Source organism: Mesocryomonas lacus, assembly GCF_055730135.2.
The window spans coordinates 410,375-429,676 of sequence record NZ_JBUZWE020000002.1; the positions used below are offsets into that span (position 1 = coordinate 410,375).

General features: G+C 68.8%; 15 protein-coding genes and 1 pseudogene. 9 read left to right on the forward strand and 7 right to left on the reverse strand.

The genetic code is table 11. The features are described from left to right. Positions 1 to 9: 9 nt before the first annotated feature. The 6 genes from fba (at position 10) to ACZLZY_RS04830 (ending at position 8,030) form a co-directional block, all read left to right on the forward strand. Complete coding sequence (fba, locus tag ACZLZY_RS04805) at positions 10 to 1,092, forward strand: class II fructose-bisphosphate aldolase (protein ID WP_472932300.1); 1,083 nt, start codon at positions 10 to 12, stop codon at positions 1,090 to 1,092. A 139-nt stretch (positions 1,093 to 1,231) separates the two neighbouring features. After that, positions 1,232 to 2,692, forward strand: coding sequence for a form I ribulose bisphosphate carboxylase large subunit (locus ACZLZY_RS04810; protein ID WP_472932301.1), 1,461 nt, complete (start codon positions 1,232 to 1,234; stop codon positions 2,690 to 2,692). 134 nt (positions 2,693 to 2,826) lie between these two features. Continuing rightward, complete coding sequence (locus ACZLZY_RS04815) at positions 2,827 to 3,249, forward strand: ribulose bisphosphate carboxylase small subunit (protein WP_472932302.1); 423 nt, start codon at positions 2,827 to 2,829, stop codon at positions 3,247 to 3,249. 181 nt (positions 3,250 to 3,430) lie between these two features. Next, complete coding sequence (gene cbbX, locus ACZLZY_RS04820) at positions 3,431 to 4,375, forward strand: CbbX protein (RefSeq protein WP_472932303.1); 945 nt, start codon at positions 3,431 to 3,433, stop codon at positions 4,373 to 4,375. Between the two features lie 38 nt (positions 4,376 to 4,413). Then, positions 4,414 to 5,094, forward strand: coding sequence for a ribulose-phosphate 3-epimerase (gene rpe / locus ACZLZY_RS04825; RefSeq protein WP_472932304.1), 681 nt, complete (start codon positions 4,414 to 4,416; stop codon positions 5,092 to 5,094). A gap of 437 nt (positions 5,095 to 5,531) precedes the next feature. Next, entirely contained in the window at positions 5,532 to 8,030 is a 2,499-nt protein-coding gene (locus ACZLZY_RS04830) for a heavy metal translocating P-type ATPase (RefSeq protein WP_472932305.1), read from the forward strand. Positions 8,031 to 8,075: 45 nt separating this feature from the next. Here the strand turns inward: ACZLZY_RS04830 and ACZLZY_RS04835 are convergent, their stop codons facing one another. The 3 genes and pseudogenes from ACZLZY_RS04835 to ACZLZY_RS04845 all read right to left on the reverse strand — a co-directional run bounded on the left by ACZLZY_RS04835 (position 8,076) and on the right by ACZLZY_RS04845 (position 12,432). Further along, a complete protein-coding gene (locus ACZLZY_RS04835; protein WP_472932306.1) occupies positions 8,076 to 10,130 on the reverse strand; it encodes an oxidoreductase in 2,055 nt (684 codons plus the stop codon). A 192-nt stretch (positions 10,131 to 10,322) separates the two neighbouring features. After that, positions 10,323 to 11,198, reverse strand: a pseudogene (gene mmsB / locus ACZLZY_RS04840) (3-hydroxyisobutyrate dehydrogenase); the annotation flags it as partial. Positions 11,199 to 11,292: 94 nt separating this feature from the next. Next, positions 11,293 to 12,432 carry an acyl-CoA dehydrogenase family protein gene (locus ACZLZY_RS04845; protein ID WP_472932307.1) on the reverse strand — a complete coding sequence of 380 codons (1,140 nt, stop codon included), beginning with the start codon at positions 12,430 to 12,432 and terminating at the stop codon, positions 11,293 to 11,295. Between the two features lie 288 nt (positions 12,433 to 12,720). Here ACZLZY_RS04845 and ACZLZY_RS04850 point away from each other — a divergent pair, with 288 nt between their 5' ends. Both ACZLZY_RS04850 and eutC read left to right on the forward strand, forming a co-directional pair. Beyond that, positions 12,721 to 14,085 (forward strand): ethanolamine ammonia-lyase subunit EutB, encoded by a 1,365-nt coding sequence (locus tag ACZLZY_RS04850; RefSeq protein ID WP_472932308.1) that lies wholly within the window; start codon positions 12,721 to 12,723, stop codon positions 14,083 to 14,085. Then, positions 14,085 to 14,867: an ethanolamine ammonia-lyase subunit EutC gene (gene eutC / locus ACZLZY_RS04855; RefSeq protein WP_472932309.1), complete on the forward strand. Its 783-nt coding sequence runs from the start codon at positions 14,085 to 14,087 to the stop codon at positions 14,865 to 14,867. Before ACZLZY_RS04850 ends, eutC begins: the two co-directional genes overlap by 1 nt. A 23-nt stretch (positions 14,868 to 14,890) precedes the next feature. Here the strand turns inward: eutC and ACZLZY_RS04860 are convergent, their stop codons facing one another. Genes ACZLZY_RS04860 through ACZLZY_RS04870 form a run of 3 tightly spaced genes read right to left on the reverse strand, consistent with a single transcriptional unit; the run spans position 14,891 to position 18,001 of the window. Then, on the reverse strand, positions 14,891 to 15,991 hold the full coding sequence (locus ACZLZY_RS04860; protein WP_472932310.1) for an ABC transporter substrate-binding protein: 1,101 nt from the start codon (positions 15,989 to 15,991) through the stop codon (positions 14,891 to 14,893). After that, positions 15,988 to 17,337 (reverse strand): sensor histidine kinase, encoded by a 1,350-nt coding sequence (locus ACZLZY_RS04865; protein ID WP_472932311.1) that lies wholly within the window; start codon positions 17,335 to 17,337, stop codon positions 15,988 to 15,990. Before ACZLZY_RS04865 ends, ACZLZY_RS04860 begins: the two co-directional genes overlap by 4 nt. Then, positions 17,330 to 18,001 (reverse strand): response regulator transcription factor, encoded by a 672-nt coding sequence (locus tag ACZLZY_RS04870; RefSeq protein WP_472932312.1) that lies wholly within the window; start codon positions 17,999 to 18,001, stop codon positions 17,330 to 17,332. Before ACZLZY_RS04870 ends, ACZLZY_RS04865 begins: the two co-directional genes overlap by 8 nt. Before the next feature lie 225 nt (positions 18,002 to 18,226). On the opposite strand from ACZLZY_RS04870, the gene ACZLZY_RS04875 reads away from it, so the two are divergent. Next, positions 18,227 to 18,412: a hypothetical protein gene (locus ACZLZY_RS04875; protein ID WP_472932313.1), complete on the forward strand. Its 186-nt coding sequence runs from the start codon at positions 18,227 to 18,229 to the stop codon at positions 18,410 to 18,412. Between the two features lie 149 nt (positions 18,413 to 18,561). On the opposite strand, the gene ACZLZY_RS04880 is transcribed toward ACZLZY_RS04875, so the two are convergent. Then, on the reverse strand, positions 18,562 to 19,212 hold the full coding sequence (locus ACZLZY_RS04880) for a YjbE family putative metal transport protein (protein WP_472932314.1): 651 nt from the start codon (positions 19,210 to 19,212) through the stop codon (positions 18,562 to 18,564). Between the last annotated feature and the right edge of the window lie 90 nt (positions 19,213 to 19,302).

Here is a 19,302-nt window from a genome sequence, read left to right on the forward strand (position 1 = left end):
GTATCCCCGATGGCCAAGATCACACTTCGCCAGCTTCTCGACCATGCCGCCGACTACGACTACGGCGTTCCTGCCTTCAACATCAACAACATGGAGCAGGGCCTCGCCATCATGAAGGCGGCGGCGAAGTGTGATGCCCCGGTCATCCTCCAGGTGTCCCGGGGCGCCAGGGCCTATGCCAACGACATCATGCTGTCCAAGATGATGGACGCGCTGGTGGAGATGTACCCGACCATCCCGGTCTGCATCCACCAGGACCACGGCAATGACGAGGCGACCTGCCTCACCGCGATCCGCCACGGCTTCACCTCGGTGATGATGGACGGATCGCTTGAGGCGGACGCCAAGACGCCCGCCTCCTACGACTACAATATCGCGATCACCGAGCGGGTGACGCGGATGGCGCACTGGGTCGGCGCCTCGGTCGAAGGCGAGCTTGGCGTGCTCGGCTCGCTGGAGAGCGGTCAATCCGAAGCGGAGGACGGTCACGGCGCCGAAGGCGTGCTCAGCCACGACCAGCTGCTGACCGATCCCGACCAGGCGGTCGACTTCGTCCGCCGCACCGGCGTCGACGCGCTCGCCATCGCCATGGGCACCTCGCACGGCGCCTACAAGTTCACCCGCCAGCCGGACGGCGACATCCTGGCGATGGGGATCATCGAGGAGATCCACCGCAAGCTGCCGAACACCCATCTGGTGATGCACGGCTCCTCCTCGGTGCCGCAGGCGCTGCAAGACGTGATCAACCGCTATGGCGGTGAGATGCCCCAGACCTGGGGCGTGCCGGTCGAGGAGATCGTGCGCGGCATCCGCCACGGCGTGCGCAAGGTGAACATCGACACCGACTGCCGCATGGCGATGGCCGGGCAGTTCCGGAAGATCGCCATGGAGCGGCCGCAGGAGTTCGACCCGCGAAAGTTCCTGCAGCCGGCGATGGACGCGCTCGAAGCGCTCTGCACCGACCGCAACGAGCAGTTCGGCACCGCCGGCAAAGCGTCGATGATCCGGCCGATCGGCCTCGACGCGATGGCGAAACGCTATCAGCGCGGCGAACTGGATCCGCAGACAGGGCTGCAGCAAGCGGCCGCCTGAGAGCATCTGCGGCCCGCCGCAGCCTGAACAACCGAAACCTACCTGCGGCAAGCCGCAGCTTCACCCGTCGAGCCCGACCGCGGCCCCGCCGCGGAACGACCCGTCACGTCTATGCAATGGGCATTTGGAGGAAACGACCATGCAAGAGAAGTCGCAAACCGTCACCGGCAAGGACCGCTACAAGTCCGGCGTCATGGAATACAAGAAGATGGGCTACTGGGAGCCCGACTACGTCCCGAAGGACACGGACGTCATCTGCTGCTTCCGCATTACCCCGCAGGACGGCGTCGACCCGATCGAGGCAGCCGCCGCCGTCGCCGGCGAGTCCTCGACCGCGACCTGGACGGTGGTCTGGACCGACCGGCTGACCGCGGCCGAGAAGTACCGCGCGAAGGCCTACCGCGTCGACGCGGTGCCGAACGCCGAGGGCAGCTACTTCGCCTACATCGCCTACGATCTCGACCTCTTCGAGAACGGCTCGATCGCCAACCTCACGGCCTCGGTCATCGGCAACGTCTTCGGCTTCAAGCCGTTGAAGGCGCTGCGGCTCGAGGACATGCGGCTGCCCACCGCCTACGTGAAGACCTTCCAGGGCCCCGCGACCGGCATCGTCGTCGAGCGTGAGCGGCTCGACAAGTTCGGCCGGCCGCTGCTCGGCGCCACGGTCAAGCCGAAGCTCGGCCTCTCCGGCCGCAACTATGGCCGCGTCGTCTACGAGGCGCTGAAGGGCGGGCTCGACTTCACCAAGGATGACGAGAACATCAACAGCCAGGCCTTCATGGATTGGCGCGAGCGCTTCCTCTACTGCATGGAGGCGGTCAACAAGGCGCAGGCCGCCACCGGCGAGATCAAGGGCACCTACCTCAACGTCACCGCGGCGACGATGGAGGACATGTACGAGCGCGCCGAGTTCGCCAAGGAACTCGGCTCGACCATCGTCATGATCGACCTCGTCATCGGCTGGACGGCGATGCAGTCCATGGCGAAATGGGCGCGGCGCAACAACATGATCTTGCACCTTCACCGCGCCGGCCACTCGACCTACACGCGCCAGAAGACCCACGGCGTCTCGTTCCGCTGCATCGCCAAGTGGTCGCGGCTGGCCGGCGTCGACCACATCCATGCCGGCACGGTGGTCGGCAAGCTGGAAGGCGATCCCGCGACGACGAAGGGCTATTACGACCTCTGCCGCGACGAGTTCACGCCGCAGAACCTTTCCAACGGCATCTTCTTCGACCAGCCCTGGGCCTCGCTCAACAAGATGATGCCGGTCGCCTCAGGCGGCATCCATTGCGGGCAGATGCACCAGCTGCTCGACCTCCTCGGCGAGGACACCGTGCTGCAGTTCGGCGGCGGCACGATCGGCCACCCGATGGGCATCGGCGCGGGCGCGACGGCCAACCGCGTCGCGCTGGAATGCATGGTGCTCGCCCGCAACGAGGGGCGCGACATCGTCAACGAGGGCCCGGAGATCCTGGCGACCGCCGCCAAGACCTGCACCCCGCTGCGCCAGGCGCTGGATACCTGGAAGGACGTCACCTTCAACTACGCCTCGACCGACTCGCCGGACTACCAGGTTGCCGTGACGGCTGCCGCCTGATCCCCCGCCGGGCTCCGCTCTTACGCCGGGCAGCCCTGCTGCCCGGTGCCAAGGCCCGAACCTCGCCAGACGTCCCGTGGCCGCGCGCACCGCGACGGCCGACCGCCAATCATCATGCCGAAAGGAACCATGCCATGCGCATTACCCAGGGCGCCTTCTCCTTCCTGCCCGACCTCACGGACACCCAGATCTCGGCGCAGATCCAGTACTGCATCGACAATGGCTGGGCGGTGAACATCGAGTTCACCGACGACCCGCACCCGCGCAACACCTATTGGGACATGTGGGGCCACCCGATGTTCGACGTGCCGGACGCGGCCGGCGTGATGATGGAGCTCGCCGAATGCCGCAAGGTCTACGGCGGCCGCTACATCCGCGTCTCCGCCTTCGACTCCACCCATGGCTGGGAGTCGGTGAAGCTCTCCTTCATCGTCAACCGTCCCGCGGTCGAGCCCGGCTTCCGCCTCCGCCGCCAAGAGGCGAGCGGGCGCACGCTGCGCTACTCGACGGAAGGGTACTCGGTCGACCTGCCCGAGAGCGAGCGCTACCCGGCGTAATCAAAGGGCGGCGCTCTATGGCGCCCCCCTCTGGCCTGCCGGCCATCTCCCCCTCCAGGGGGGAGATCAGCTGACCGCCGACGCCGCAACTGCCAGATCTCCCCCCTTGAGGGGGAGATGTCCGGCAGGACAGAGGGGGCGAGCTGCCGCCCTCTTCTAACGATATCCCAAGGAGCGCGTCATGAGCACGACCACTGCCGAACCCATCACCGCCGAACCCGCGTCCCCGCCGCAAACCGTCGACCTCCGCCGCGAATACGAGGAGGCGGGCGTCGGCGAGGTGCTGGACGAGCTCGACCAGTCGCTGGTCGGCCTGAAGCCGGTGAAGCAGCGGATCAAGGAGACGGCGGCGCTGCTGCTGGTGGAGCGGGCGCGCAAGGCGATGGGCCTCGCGCACGACACGCCGACGCTGCACATGAGCTTCACCGGCAATCCCGGCACCGGCAAGACCACGGTGGCGATGAAGATGGCGAACCTCCTCCACCGGCTCGGCTACATCCGCAAGGGCCATCTCGTCTCCGTCACCCGCGACGACCTGGTCGGCCAGTACATCGGCCACACCGCGCCGAAGACCAAGGAAATTCTGAAGAAGGCGATGGGCGGCGTCCTGTTCATCGACGAGGCCTACTACCTCTACCGGCCGGACAACGAGCGCGACTACGGCCAGGAGGCGATCGAGATCCTCTTGCAGGTGATGGAGAACCAGCGCGACGACCTCGTCGTTATCCTCGCAGGCTATGCCGACCGGATGGACAAGTTCTTCGAAAGCAATCCGGGTTTTCGCTCGCGCGTCGCCCATCATATCGACTTCCCCGACTATTCCGACGGGGAGTTGCTGACGATTTCGGAAGGCATGCTGTCGCGGCAGAACTATACGCTGAGTCCGGAGGCGAAGGCGGTGCTGGAGCGCTATATCGGCGAGCGCCGCCAGCAGCCGCACTTCGCCAATGCCCGCTCAATCCGCAACGCGCTGGACCGGGCGCGGCTTCGCCAGGCGAACCGGCTGTTCGAAAGCGCGACCGGCCCCCTCAACGCGGCGCAATTGTCGTGTATCGAGGCGGTGGACATTTCGGTGAGCCGGGTCTTCGACGCCTCGCGCCGGCAGAACGCCGCCGAGGCGCAGTAGCCGGTCCCGGCCAGAGCAGAACAAGGGAAGGGAATTCCATGGACCTCATCATCGCCCCGTCGATCCTTTCGGCCGATTTTGCCCGCCTGGGGCCCGAGGTGACGGATGTCGACAAGGCCGGCGCCGACTGGATCCACCTCGACGTGATGGATGGCCATTTCGTGCCGAACATCACTTTCGGCCCCGGCATCGTGAAGGCGATCCGCCCGGCCTCGGCGAAGCTCTTCGACTGCCACCTGATGATCGAGCCGACCGACCTCTACCTCGAGGCCTTCGCGGAAGCGGGGGCCGACCTCATCACCGTGCATGCCGAGGCGACGCGGCATCTCGACCGCTCCCTGCAGGCGATCCGTGGCCTCGGCAAGAAGGCCGGCGTCGCGTTGAACCCGTCGACACCGGAAAGCGTCATCGCCTACGTCCTCGACCGCGTCGACCTCGTGCTCCTGATGACCGTCAATCCCGGCTTCGGCGGCCAGGCCTTCATCCCCGCGGTCGTCGACAAGGTCCGGCGGGTCAAGGCGATGATCGGCGACCGGCCGATCCACATCGAGATCGATGGCGGCGTGACGCCCGAGACGGCGCCGCTGGTGGTGGAAGCGGGCGCCAACGTCCTCGTTGCGGGATCTGCGATCTTCCGCGGCGGCACGCCGGCGCATTACGGGGCCAACATGAAGGCGATCCGCGAGAGCATCGCCGGGGCTCCCCGCCAAGCGGCCTGACGTCCTCCCCGTTGGACCGCTCTTGCCGCGCCGTCCGAGAATGGACCGCGCGGCTTTTTTGGGTTGGGGAGGATGACGCGGGGAGGGCAGCGGCGTTCCCCCGCGGAATCATTGATCGAAGTACCATCGTCCTTGGGGGGGCGGCGGGAGCGCAAAACCGTACCCATCGTCATCTCGCGCGCAGTTGGGGGATCCATGCCAAGCCGTCGAACAAGCGCGGCGTGGAGAGACATTCCCTCCCCCCCTGAAGCGGACCGGCGCGTCACTTGGGTGGCATGGGTCCCCGGCCTGCGGCCGAGGATGACGACTGCGAGGGGAGGCGACGTCCTTGAAAGTCCCGATGACCATTCCGGCCGTTGGTCTGCGGTTCACCAACACCCCTTGACCTTCCTGTGGCTGGAAGCCCCATCTCTCGGGTCTGAGTTCGGGAGACGCGCATGAACGCCCATCATCATCAAGACGACAAGACGGTCACCCGCGATCCCGTCTGCGGCATGCTGGTCGATCCCGCGGCGGGCAAGCCCAGCGTTGAGCGGGACGGGCGGGTCTTCCACTTCTGCTGCGGCGGTTGCCGAGCGAAGTTCGAGGCCGATCCCGGCACCTATATCGAGGCGAAGGACCCGGTCTGCGGCATGACGGTCGACCGGGCGCCGGCCGCGCACATGGTCAAGCACGAGGGCCAGCGGTTCTACTTCTGCTCCGCCGGCTGCCAGCAGAAGTTCGAGGCCGAACCGTCAGCCTATCTCGGCGATCGCCCTGCACCGCCACCGGTGCCGAATGGCACGCTTTACACTTGCCCGATGCATCCCGAGGTGGTCAGCGACCATTTTGCCGATTGTCCGAAATGCGGCATGGCGTTGGAGCCGATGGGCGTGCCGGCCGCCGACGCCGGGCCGAACCCGGAACTTGTCGATTTCACCCGCCGGCTCTGGGTCAGCATCGCCTGCGCCGTCCCGCTGCTGGTGCTGTCGATGGGGCCGATGCTCGGCCTGCCGGTGCGCGGCTGGATCGGCGAGCGCGCCGCCGTGCTGGCCGAGTTCGCGCTGGCAACGCCGGTGGTCTTGTGGGCCGCGCTCCCCTTCTTCCGCCGCGGCTGGCAATCGCTGGTGAACCGCTCGCCCAACATGTGGACGCTGATCGCCCTCGGCGTTGGCGCCGCCTATCTCACCTCCGTCGTCGCGACCTTCCTGCCCGGCCTGTTTCCCGCCTCCTTCCGGCAAGGCGGGATGGCGATGGCCGAGGGGGCCGCGGGTGAGATGATGGGCGGCACGGTGCCGGTCTACTTCGAGGCGGCGGCGGTGATCGTCGCGCTCGTCTTCGTCGGCCAGATTCTCGAGCTGAAGGCGCGCGAGCGCACGGGATCGGCGATCCGGGCGCTGCTCGACCTCGCGCCGAAGACGGCGCGGCGGCTGTCGGCGGACGGCAGTGAGGCGGAGGTCGCGCTGGAGACGGTGGTGACGGGCGACCGGCTGCGGGTGCGGCCGGGCGAGAGCGTGCCGGTCGACGGCGTGCTGGTCGAGGGCCGCTCGGCGGTCGACGAGAGCATGCTGACCGGTGAGCCGCTGCCGGTCGAGAAAACCGTCGGCGACAAGGTTTCGGGGGGTACCCTGAACCGCACCGGCGGCTTCGTCATGGCCGCCGAGGCCGTCGGCTCGGACACGGTTTTGCAGCGGATCGTCGCCATGGTCGCGACTGCCCAGCGCTCGCGGGCGCCGATCCAGGGCCTTGCCGACCGGGTGGCCGGGGCATTCGTGCCGGCCGTGGTGGCGGTGGCGGTGCTCGCCTTCGCCGCCTGGGCGCTGCTCGGCCCGGCGCCGGCGCTCGCCCATGCCGTGGTCGCCGCCGTGTCGGTGCTGATCATCGCTTGCCCTTGCGCGCTGGGGCTGGCGACGCCGATGTCGATCATGACCGCCACCGGCCGCGGCGCGCAGGCCGGCGTCCTCGTCAAAAGCGCCGAGGCGCTGGAGCGTTTCGCCGGCGTCGACACGCTGATCATCGACAAGACGGGCACGCTGACCGAAGGGCGACCGGTGCTCACCGACGTCGTCGCGCTCGACGGCAAGGGCGATGCGCTGCTGCGGCTGGCCGCCAGCCTCGAGCGCGGCTCGGAGCATCCGCTGGCCGAGGCGATCCTTGCCGGTGCCGCCGAAAAGGGGCTGACGCTGGCCGAGACGGCGGACTTCGAAGCCGTGACCGGCCAAGGCGTTCGCGGCCGGATCGACGGCAAGGCGGTCAGCCTTGGCAACCGCAGGCTGATGGAGGACTGCGCGGGGCCGGGTTTTGCCGCGCTGAACGAGAAGGCCATGGGGCTCGAAGGTCTGGGTCGAACGGCGGTATTCATCGCGGTCGATCGCGCCGTCATCGGCCTTGTGGCGGTCGCCGATCCCATCAAGCCGGGCGCGGCCGAAGCCGTCCGGGCGCTGCAGGCCGAGGGGCTGAAGCTGGTCATGGCGACCGGCGACGCCGAGGGTCCCGCCCGGCACGTCGCCCGGCAACTGGGCATCGATGCCGTGCATGCCGGCTTGCGGCCCGAGGACAAGCAGGCGCTCGTCGCCCGACTGCAGGCCGAGGGGCGCCGGGTGGCGGTGGCCGGCGACGGCGTCAACGACGCGCCGGCGCTTGCGGCGGCCGAGGTCGGCATCGCCATGGGCACCGGCGCCGACGTCGCGATCGAAAGCGCCGGGATCACGCTGGTGAAGGGCAATCTCGACGGGCTGCTGCGCGCCCGTCGCCTGTCCGAGGCGACGATCGCCAACATCCGGCAGAACCTCTTCTTCGCCTTCGCCTACAATCTCGTCGGCGTGCCGGTCGCCGCGGGCGTCCTCTATCCGCTGTTCGGCTGGCTGCTGTCGCCGATGCTGGCGGCGGCGGCGATGAGCCTGTCCTCCGTGTCGGTCATCGGCAATGCCCTGCGGCTGCGGACGGTGAAGCTGTAGCGGCGCTGCGTCCGTTCTGCGGCGGCGGGAGAGGCCCAATGCTGCCTACAGCAGCATGGCGTAGCGCAGCCCGTCGTAGATCGCAGCGTGGATGTTGCGCGATTCCACGGCGTCGCCGATCCGCACGAGGTGGAAGCTGCCCGCCGGGTTTCGGTCCGGCAGCGGCCAGCGGCCGGCGATCAGCGCGTCGTAGTCGACGGCGCCGAGATTGCGGGAGGACGGCTTCAACTCGAAGTAGAGCTCCTCCATCGCCGAGGTGCCGTGCTCGACCACGACCTGCGCCACCTCGCGCTCTTCGGGATGCCCCGGTGCCCAGTCGCTGTCGAGCACGGCGACGAGCCCGTTGCCGCGCCGCTTCACCGATTTGAGGCGCTTGGCGATGGTGATGCGCGTGCCGGTCTCGGCGAAGGCTTTGGCGAAGGGCACGTGGTTCATGCCGCCGACATCGGGCGCGAAATTGCGCTCGGGGGTGACGAATTCGAGGGCGACGCCGGCCCGCACGATCATCTCGGCGGCGCTGAGGCCCTGGTGGGCGCCGTTGTCATCGTAGAAAAGCACCGGGCCGTCCGGCTTGACGGTACCGGCGAGGATGTCCCAGCTCGAGACCACGAGATCGTCGCCTTCTTCGAGCGGCGGGTTCTGCGGCAGGCCGCCGGTGGCGACGAAGACCATGTGCGGGTTCTCGGCCGTGACGTCGGCGCCCTCGGCATAGACGTTGTAGCGGACCTCGACGCCGAGCCGCTCCAGTTCGGCAAGCCGCCAGTCGATGATCCCCGCCATCTCGCGCCGGCGCGGCACGCGGGCGGCGAGCGCCACCTGTCCGCCGGCCTGGCCGCTCGCCTCTAGTACGACGACGCTGTGGCCCCGCTCGGCGGCGACACGCGCGGCCTCGAGGCCTGCAGGTCCCGCGCCGATCACCACGACCCGCTTGCCGGGCGTGTTGGAGCGCTTCAACAGCTGCGGCATGAACTCTTCGCGCCCGGTTGCGGCATTGTGGATGCACAGCGCCCCGCCGCCCTCGTAGATCCGGTCGAGGCAGTAGGTGGCGCCGACGCAAGGACGGATCTCGTGCTCGCGGCCCGTCATGATCTTGCGCACGATGTGGGGGTCGGCGATGTGGGCGCGGGTCATGCCGACCATGTCGAGCTTGCCCTCGGCGATGGCGTGCCGGGCGGTGGCGACGTCGGCGATGCGGGCGGCGTGGAACACCGGATACTTCGTCGCCGCGCGCACCTCGCCGGCGAAATCCAGATGCGGCGAGGCCAGCATGCCCTGGATCGGGATGACGTCGGTCAGGTCCTTGTCGTGGTCGAGATGGCCGCGGATGACGTTGATGAAGTCGATCTTGCCCGACGCCACCAGCCGCCGGGCGATCTCGACGCCCTCGCGCTTCGACAGCCCGATGTCCCAGGCCTCGTCGGCGACCATGCGGGTGCCGACGATGAAGTCCGGCCCGACGGCGGCGCGCACCGCATCGACGATCATCCAGGTGAAGCGCAGCCGGTTGTCGAGCGAGCCGCCATGCTCGTCGTCGCGCTGGTTGGTGGCGGGCGACCAGAAGCTGTCAAGGAGGTGGCCATAGGCCTCGATCTCGACACCGTCGAGCCCGGCCTCCTTCATCCGCGCGGCGGCATCGCCGTAGTTCTTGGCGATGCGCTCGAGGTCCCAGTCCTCGGCGGCTTTCGGAAAGGCGCGGTGGGCGGCTTCGCGCACCGGCGAGGCGGAGACGACGGGCAGCCAGTCGGCCTTGTTCCAGGAGGTGCGGCGGCCGAGATGGGTGATCTGGATCATCACCGCGGTGCCGTGTTCGTGGCACTCGTCGGTGAGCCGCTTCATGTGCGGCACGATCTCGTCCTTGTAGGCATGGAGATTGCCGAAGGAGGCGGGCGAGTCCGGCGAGACGATCGCCGAGCCCGCCGTCATCGTCATGGCGATGCCGCCCTTGGCCTTCTCCACGTGGTAGAGCCGGTAGCGGTCCTTCGGCATGCCGTCTTCGGAATAGGCCGGCTCGTGCGCCGTCGACATGATGCGGTTGCGAAGGGTCAGGTGCCTGAGCTGGTAGGGCTGCAGGAGGGGATCGTTCGACGCTGACGCTGACATGGCCCACCGCTTGATTGGAACGCCGCCATCATGCGCTTCGCCGCGGGAGCCGTCGATCCGCCTGAGACGGAAGCTGGCCTGATCGCGACGTCCCGCTTCCCTTCGCCGGCCGCAGGGGCTTGTGCGGCCGGTTTCGCGTGTCCGGCCGCGCACGTCAGGCCCCGCACCGGGCATGACCGCCGGTCCCGCGCGCTACGTCGCTGAGAGATGCTCCAGCATGGCGGAGAAGTCGCGGCCCCGGCCGCCTTCCGCGTCGAACGCGGCATAGAGGGCGCGCGCATGCTCGCCGAGCGCGGTGTGGGCGCCGGTCGCCTGGGCCGCCTCCGCTGCCAGCGTCAGGTCCTTCAGCATCAGCTCGGTCGCAAAGCCCGGGCGGTAACTATTGTCGGCCGGGCTCTTCGGGCCGACGCCGGGGGCGGGGCAATAGGTTTTGAGCGACCAGCAGGCGCCCGACGAGGTCGAGGCGACGTCGAACAGCGCCTGGCGGGAAAGGCCAAGCTGGTCGGCGAGATGGAACCCCTCGCAGACGGCGATCATCGAGATGCCGAGGATCATGTTGTTGCAGATCTTCGCCGCCTGGCCGGCGCCGGCCGAACCGCAATGGACCGCCTTCGCGCCCATGATCTCGAACAGCGGCCGCGCCAGCTCGAAGGCGCCTTCGGCGCCGCCGACCATGAAAGTCAGCGTGCCCGCCGCCGCGCCGCCGGTGCCGCCGGAGACCGGGGCGTCGAGGGCGATGAGGTCAGCCTCCATCGCGGCATCGTTGACGGCGCGCGCGCTCTCGACGTCGATGGTCGAGCAGTCGATGAGGAGGGCCATCGGCCGGGCCGCGTCGATGATCTCGGCATGCACCGCGCGCACGATCAAGCCGTTCGGCAGCATGGTGACGATCGCTTCGGCCTCGCGCACGGCCTCGGCGAGCGAGCCGGCCGGCGCGACGCCCTCGACGGTGACGCCCGCCGCGTCGTAGCCGGTGACGGAATGGCCGGCCTTTGCCAGGTTCGCCGCCATCGGCGCGCCCATGTTGCCGAGGCCGATAAAGCCGATCTTCATGTCCGTTCCTTTCGAGAATGCTGTCTGTGGAGGGTCTCGGGGGCTCGCCGCGCCTTGTGATCCGCCGCGCTTTTTGTTTCGGGCGAGTTTAGAAGGTTGGCGGCCGCTGTCACGCCTCGGCGAGCAGCGCCCGCGCGGTGATCAGCCGCATGATCTCGTTCGAGCCCTCGAGGATCTGGTGGACGCGCAGGTCCCTGACGGTCTTCTCGATGCCGAAATCGGTGAGGTAGCCGTAGCCGCCATGCAGTTGCAGCGCCTGGTTGGCGACGTCGAAGGCGGCATCGGTGACGAAGCGTTTGGCCATGGCGCAGAAATTGGTGGCATCCACTGCCCCGGTGTCCAGCTTCCAGGCCGCCTGCCGCAGGAAGACGCGCGACGCCTGGAGCGCCGTTTCCATGTCGGCAAGGCGGAAGCGCAGCGCCTGCAGATCGGACAGCGGCCCGCCGAAGGCCTGGCGCTCCCGGAGGTAGCGCACGGACTTGTCGAGCGTCGCCTGGGCCGCGCCGAGCGCGCAGGCGGAAATGTTCAGGCGGCCGCCGTCGAGGCCCTGCATGGCGTAGACGAAGCCCTCGCCTTCGACGCCGAGGAGGTTTTCCGCCGGCACCCGGCAGCCGTCGAAGCGCACTTCCGCCGTCGGCTGGGCGATCCAGCCCATCTTGCGCTCCTGGGCGCCGAAGGAGAGGCCGGGCGCGTCCTTCTCGACGAGGACGGCGGAAATGCCTTTCGGCCCCGGCCCGCCGGTGCGGCACATCACGACATAGACGTCCGCGGTGCCGGCACCGGAGATGAACGCCTTGCTGCCGTCGAGGACGAGGTTCTCGCCGTCGCGCCGCGCCGTGGTGCGCAGCGCCGCCGCGTCCGAGCCCGAGCCGGGCTCCGTCAGGCAGTAGCTGCCGATCTGGCGCATCGCGGCAAGGCCCGGCAGGAACCGCGCCCGCTGCGCGTCGCTGCCGTGGCGGTCGATCATGCCGGCGACGAGGTTGTGGATCGACAGGAAGGCCGAGACCGAGGGGTCGCCATAGCCGAGCGCCTCGAAGATGACGGCCGAATCCAGCCGGCCGAGGCCCGAGCCGTAATCGTCGCCAACGCAGATCGCGGCCATGCCAAGCCCGGCGAGTTCGGACAGGACGTCGCGGGGGAGCGCCTTGGCATCCTCCCAGTCCTGCGCGAAGGGTGCCATCTTCGTCACCGCGAAGGCGCGCGCCATGTCGAATATGGCGGCCTGTTCGGCACTCAAGGCAAAATCCATCGGCCTTCCTCCCGTCGCCCTGACGGCGATCTCTTCCCCAGGCGTAGCTGAGCGCGGCGGCGGCGTCGATTGGCCAAGGGTCGAAGGGGGAAGGGTGGAAGGGAAAGGGCGAAAGGCGGGTGGCAAACGCCTGCTTGCAAATTGACCACGCGCCGGGAATGGCGTCTGATGGGGCATGGCGAGCGCCGGCAGGTTTATGCCGATGCCGGCGGTCCGCGCGTCACGCCCGGCCTGTCCGTCCTGCCGGGGGTGCCCGGCGGAAAGGCCCGGCGGCCGGAAAGGAGAACCATGTCCCCCGAGACCCTGCGAGCCCTCATGGCGCATGCCTCGCCGCCCCGCTCCGGCGATTTCCTGGCGGGCCTTGCCTGCGAAAGCCAGGAGGCGCGCGTCAAGGCGCAACGCCGGCTCGCCGATACCGGCCTTGCCGAGTTCCTCGCAACGCCGCTGGTCGATCCCGAGATCGACGAGGTCTCGCGGCTGATCCTAGACCGGCACGATCCCGCAGCCTTTGCACCCATCTCCGGTCTCTCGGTCGGCGAATTCCGCGAATGGCTTTTGTCGGAAGCGGCGACGCCGGAGACGCTGGCAGCGCTCAAATGGGGGCTGACGCCGGAAATGGTCGCTGCCGTCTCGAAGATCATGCGCAACCAGGACCTCATCGCCGTCGCCCTCAAGCGGCCCGTGGTCACCGCCTTCCGCACCACGGTGGGCCTGCCCGGCCACCTCTCGGTGCGCATCCAGCCGAACCACCCGACCGACGACCCGAAGGGCGTCGCCGCCTCGATCGTCGACGGGCTGCAGTTCGGCTGCGGCGACGCGACGATCGGCATCAACCCGGCGACCGACAGCCCCGACGCGATGATCCGCCTGCTCGACCTCATCGAGGAGCTGCGCCTGCGCCTCGGCTGTCCCGTGCAGAGCTGCATCCTCGCCCATGTCACGACGGCGCTGTCGGTGATGGAGCGTGGCGCGCCGGTCGATCTCGTCTTCCAGTCGGTCGCGGGGTCCGAGGCGGCCAACGCCTCCTTCGGCATCGATCTCGCGGTGCTCCGCGAGGCGCATGCGGCGGCAAAAGAGCTCGGCCGCGGCACGGTCGGGCAGAACGCGATGTATTTCGAGACCGGCCAGGGCTCGGCGCTCTCGGCCAATGCCCATCACGGCCTCGACCAGCAGACCATGGAGACCCGCGCCTATGCCGTCGCACGCGAGTTCGACCCGCTGCTCGTCAACACCGTCGTCGGCTTCATCGGGCCGGAATATCTCTATGACGGCAAGGAGATCATCCGCGCCGGGCTGGAAGACCATTTCTGCGGCAAGCTGCTCGGCCTGCCGATGGGGGTGGACGTCTGCTACACCAACCATGCCGAGGCCGACCAGGACGACATGGACACCCTCTTGACGCTGCTGGGCGTTGCCGGCGTCAACTTCGTCATGGGCGTGCCGGGCTCGGACGACATCATGCTGAACTACCAGTCGACCTCGTTCCACGACGCCGCCTATATCCGCAGTGCGCTCGGCTTGCGGGCCGCGCCCGAGTTCGAGCGCTGGGCGCAGGATTTCGGCATCTTCGACGCCAAGGGCCAGCTGGCGACGGGCGCGGCCGACCGCTCGCTCGAACTGCTGCAGCGCTCGCGCCTCCTGGAGGCGTCCTGATGGTCAAGCCTGTCGCGCTGCACCCGATCGCCGCGCTCCGCCGCCATACCGAGGCGCGCATCGGCCTCGGCCGCTTCGGCGCCGGCCTGCCGACATCGGCGCATCTCGATTTCGCCGAGGCGCATGCGAAAGCCCGCGACGCCGTGCACGCCGGCTTCGAGGCCGAGGCGATCGCCGCGGCGCTGGCCGAGGGCGGCATTGCCTCGGTGCAGGTCGCGAGCGAGGCCGGGGACCGCGCGACCTATCTGCGCCGGCCCGACCTCGGCCGCCGCCTCAGCGACGCGTCCCGCGACGACCTCGCGGCCTTGGACGCGGAGGGCGCGCCCGACCTCTGCCTGATCATCGCCGACGGGCTCTCGGCCCGCGCGGTCAACACCTACGCCGCCGAGACCGCGCTGGCGGTCCTGAAGCTCCTGCCGGGCGAATGGCGGGTGGCGCCCGTCGTGCTGGCGCACGGCGCGCGCGTCGCTTTGTCGGATCCCGTCGGCGTCGCGCTCGGGGCGCAACTGGTGCTGATGCTGATCGGCGAGCGGCCAGGCCTGTCTGCCGCCGACAGCCTCGGCGCCTACCTCACTTTCGGCCCGCGCATCGGCAAGACCGATGCTGACCGCAACTGCGTCTCCAACATCCGCGCCGGCGGCCTCCCGCCGCCGCTCGCCGCCGCCAAGCTCGCCGGCTTCCTGACGCGGTCGCGGGTGCTCGGCTTCAGCGGCGTCCGGCTGAAGGACGACGAGGGGCTGATCGAGGCCGAGGCCGCGCCTGCCGCGCTCCCGGGAGCCTGACCACCAAGCAGCGCGGCGGCGGCTTAATCGGTCCGGAGGCTCGGCGGCATCCCGGAACGGACGATGCGGATTGACTGGTTCCAGAGGTCGAGGAACAGCCGCCGCTTCTCCTTGTCGAGCCCGACCAGCAGCACCGGCGAAAAGGTGATCGGCCTGAGGTTCGGCATGCCGTCGAGCGAGGGGCCGATGCCGCCGCCTTCCTCGGTGAAGGAGACCATCAGCGACGCCGTGGCAAGGATCCGCTTGCCTTCTTCCGACAGTGTGAAGTCGAGCAAGGCGCCGGCCATGGCCGGGTTCGCCGCGGCCTTCGGGATGAAGGCGGCGCGCGAGAGGACCAGCGTGTAGTCGCTGGGCGCGACGATGCCGATGCGCTTGTCCGCGGCAGCGCGCGCCAGCGCGTAGGAGGAGAACATGTTGTAGGCGAGGAGGTATTTGCCGGCCGCCACGCCGTCGACGATCTCCTTGAAGCAGCAGGTCGCCACCACGTCGTTGCGGCCGAAAGCCTCGATCAGCCGGCCGAAGGTGGTCGCCTGCTGCGAATCGGCGAAGGCGAGGAGGTAGCCGACGCCGGAGGCCTCGATGTCATAGGTGGCGATGCGGCCGGTGAAGATGTTGCGGTCCGGGCGCAGGAAGTCGATGAGGTCGAAGCGGGACGTCGGCACCTTGTCCGGCGGCACGAGGTCGCGGTTGTAGACCATGACGATAGGCTCGAAAGTCAGCCCGAACAGCTCCTCGCGCCAGCTCGCCCAGTCCGGCATGGTCGCGGTGGCGCTCGACGCATAGGGCTGCGCGCAGCCGTCGTTGACGAGTTTCACTTGCTGGTCGACCGAGGAGCTGACGACGAGGTCCGCCGAGGGAACCGTGCCCGCACAGGCCGCGGCGGCGAGGCCGTTCAGGGCGTTGGTGGTGATGTCCTCGTAGATGATGTGCAGCCCGGGATTGAGCTCGGCGAAGCGCCCGAGCAGCGCGGCGAAGAATTCAGGATCGGTGGCGCCCTGAACGCGCAGCGTTTCCGTCGCCTCCGCGGCCGGAGCGCCGTATTGCGACACGCTGTCCGGCTCGACGGCGGCGGACGGCGCGGCAAGGGCGAAGAAGGCGGTGAGGGCGAGCGCCAGGAATTTCATGCCGGCGGCCTGACCAAGGGGAGCCGGAGCGCGGCGCGGAAGCCGCCCCCGGCGGGCTGCGACAGCGCCAGGCTGCCTTGATGGCTCGCCGCGACCGCATCGACGATGGCAAGGCCGATGCCGGCGCCGCCCGCGGGATTGGCGCGGGCAAAGCGCCGGCCGGCAGAGCCGGGGTCGGGGATGCCGGCGCCGCGGTCGAGCACGGCGATCTCAGCCGCTCCATCAATGCGTTCGACCACCAGCGATACCGGTTCCATCCCGTAGGCGAAGGCGTTGTTGACGAGGTTCTTGACCGCCTCTGCAAGACTGAACGCGTCGCCGGCAATCCAGACCGGCTCCTCCGCCAGCACCAGGCGCAGCGTGCTGGCGGGCATGAGATCGTCGATCTCGTCGGCGACCCCCATCGCGACTTCCCGGAGGTCGAGGGTCTCGGCCGCCTGCGCGTCGCCGCGGTGGACGACGAGCGCTTGGTTCAGCAGTTGGTCGGCGAGCCGCCCGAGCCCGATGGCGCGGCGGTGGATCTTCTCGGCGATGGCCTTCAGCGCCCCCGGATCGGTTTCCTCGCCGGCGAGCTGCGCCTGTGCGCGGAGCGCTGCGATCGGCGTGCGCAGCTGGTGGGCGGTATCGGCGATCAGCGTCTGCATGCCGGTGACGCGGCGCTGCAGCCGGTCCATGAAGCGGTTGATCGCCGCCACCAGCGCCTCCACCTCGCGCGGCGTCGAGACGCTGAGCGGCGACAGGTCTTTCGGATCGCGCGCGGCCAGCGCCTGCTCGATGCGGGCGAGGGGGGCCAGCGAAGAGCGGACGGCAAACAGGGTCAGCGCGGCGATGACGAGACCGGCGGCGAGCACCAGCAGCATCGCCTTGGTGGCGATGTCGCGCGCCAGCGCGTCGCGGGCGCGGGTGGTGTGGCCGACCAGCACCTCGACGTCGCCGCTATAGGCCTGCTCGGCAAAGCGCCGGCGGGTGGCGGCGAGCCGCACGGTCTCCTCGCCGAAGGTCGAGGTATAGAAGCTGAGGTCGCCTTGCGGGTCGGTTGGCGGGCGGACACTGTCATAGCCGGTGACGGTCGCGCCGTTGCGGTCGATCACCCGGTAGACGACGCGGTCGGAGGTGGCGAGCGCCAGGAGCTCGAAAGCCGAGACCGGCAGGTCGACGGTCAGCCGGTCGGCCGAGACCGAGATCGACTGGGCGATCTGGAAGGCCGCGCCGGCGAGCAGCCGGTCGTAGGCGGCCTCAGCCGCCTCACGGCCGTAGGCATAGGCGGCCAGCGTCACCACCACGCCGCTGGCCGACAGAATCAGCGCGATGGTGACGGCGAGGCGGCCGGCAAGCGAGTTAGTCATCGACGGCGATCTGGTAGCCGATGCCGCGCAGCGTGACGATCTGCACGCGCGAGCCCTCAATCTTCTTCCGCAGCCGGGCGACGTAGAGCTCAATGGCGTTCATGCCGACATCCTCGTCGGCAAAGCCGAAAAGCTTCTCGAACAACCGCGCCTTCGGCATCACCCGGCCGCGGTTGACGAGGAGGATCTCGAGGAGGCTGAACTCGCGCCGGGCGAGCGTCACCGGCTGGCCACCGATGCTGAGCGCCCGGCCGGCCGGGTCGAGCACGAGGTCGCCGACCTCGATCGTGCCGGCGCGCTCCTCGCTCCCCCGCCGGATCAAAGCGCGCGCCCGGGCCTCGAGTTCGCGGAGATCGAAGGGCTTGGTGAGGTAGTCGTCGGCACCGAGGTCGAGCGCCTCGATGCGGTCTTCGACGTCGATCCGCGCCGTCAGCATCAGCACCGGCGTCGCCCGCCGTTCGCGGCGGAGATCACGCAGGATGTCGATGCCCGAGCCGTCCGGCAGGTTGATGTCGAGGATGACGAGGTCATAGGCCTGCACCGACAGGAAGTCACCGGCGGCGGCGGCGGTCGCGGCATGGTCCAGCGCATGGCCGCGCTTGGCGAAGCTCGCGACGATCGCCGAGGCGACGTCGAGTGTATCCTCCACCAGCAGAACCCGCATCGACCCATCGCCTCCTCGGCGCACCTCGTCGAAAAACGCCGGAGAAGGCAAGCGCTGAGCCCTCATTACCGCTTTTCAGCATTAAGGTTTTGGTAACGATGTGCGCCGGGGGCCGATCAGTGTTGCCAGCTATTCACTGGGTGCATGCCTCCGCTGCGAAGTCAGCACTTTCTATTGCGGCGCAACATACGCATATTGGGGTCAACAACAACCCAGGAGACTTCAATGACCCGCGCCGCTGCCGCCCCGACCCGCCGCTCGATCCGCTCGACCCTCGCGTCGATCGCCGACATCATCGGCGGTGCCGGCGCCTGCGCTGCCGCAGCCGAGAGCGGTCATCGCCCGAACAGCCGCGCGCTGAACGCCGTCGGCATCTCGGGCGCTTCCTGGGATGCGATTGGCAAGATCTGATCCCAATGGGGCCAGTCTGCTCGAATTAGTAGCTGCAATGCCAAAAGGCCCGCGATGCTGAGCGTCGCGGGCCTTTTGCTTGTCTTGTCCGATCTTCGCGAAGACGCGGCATCGGATCTTCCAGCGAGAAGACCCGATGCTGAAACGCCTCAGCCGTGGAACGGCAGCCAGGCGAAGGTGCCGGGCCAGACCGCTTCGGAGCCGTCGACCAGCATCTTCAGCGCGACGTAGAGGATGATGACGAGGCCGACATAGGCGATCCAGCGGTGCTTCTGCAGCAGCGCGGCGATGTAGTTGGCGGCAAGACCCATCAGGCCGATCGACAGGACGAGGCCGACGATCAGCACCCAGGTGTGCTCGCCCGCCGCGCCCGCGACGGCCAGCACGTTGTCGAGCGACATGGAGACGTCGGCGATGACGATCTGCCAGGCCGCCTGGGCAAAGGTCTTGCGCGGGGCGCCGCTGACGGCGTCGCCGTGCAAGGCCGCATCGGCATTGTCGAGGTCGTGCTGCGAGGTCCGCAGCTCGTGCCACATCTTCCAGCAGACATAGAGCAGCAGCAGGCCGCCGCCGATCAGCAGGCCACCGCCGAGCGTCAGCAGGAACTGCGTGCCGGCGGCGAAGATGATGCGCAGCACCGTCGCGGCGATGATGCCGACGAGGATCGCCTTCGTCCGGAGGTCCTTTGGCAAGCCGGCAGCGGCAAGGCCGATGACGATGGCGTTGTCGCCGGCCAGCACGAGGTCGATCATGATGATCTGCGCGAGCGCGGTCAGCGACTCGCCGGTGAGGAAATCCATGCGTCAATCCTTCGGCATGCCGAGTGGTACGGCAAATCAGGCGGCAGCACGCCGCGTCGGTAAGAGGTTGCTTTGATACGGGAGCGGCGG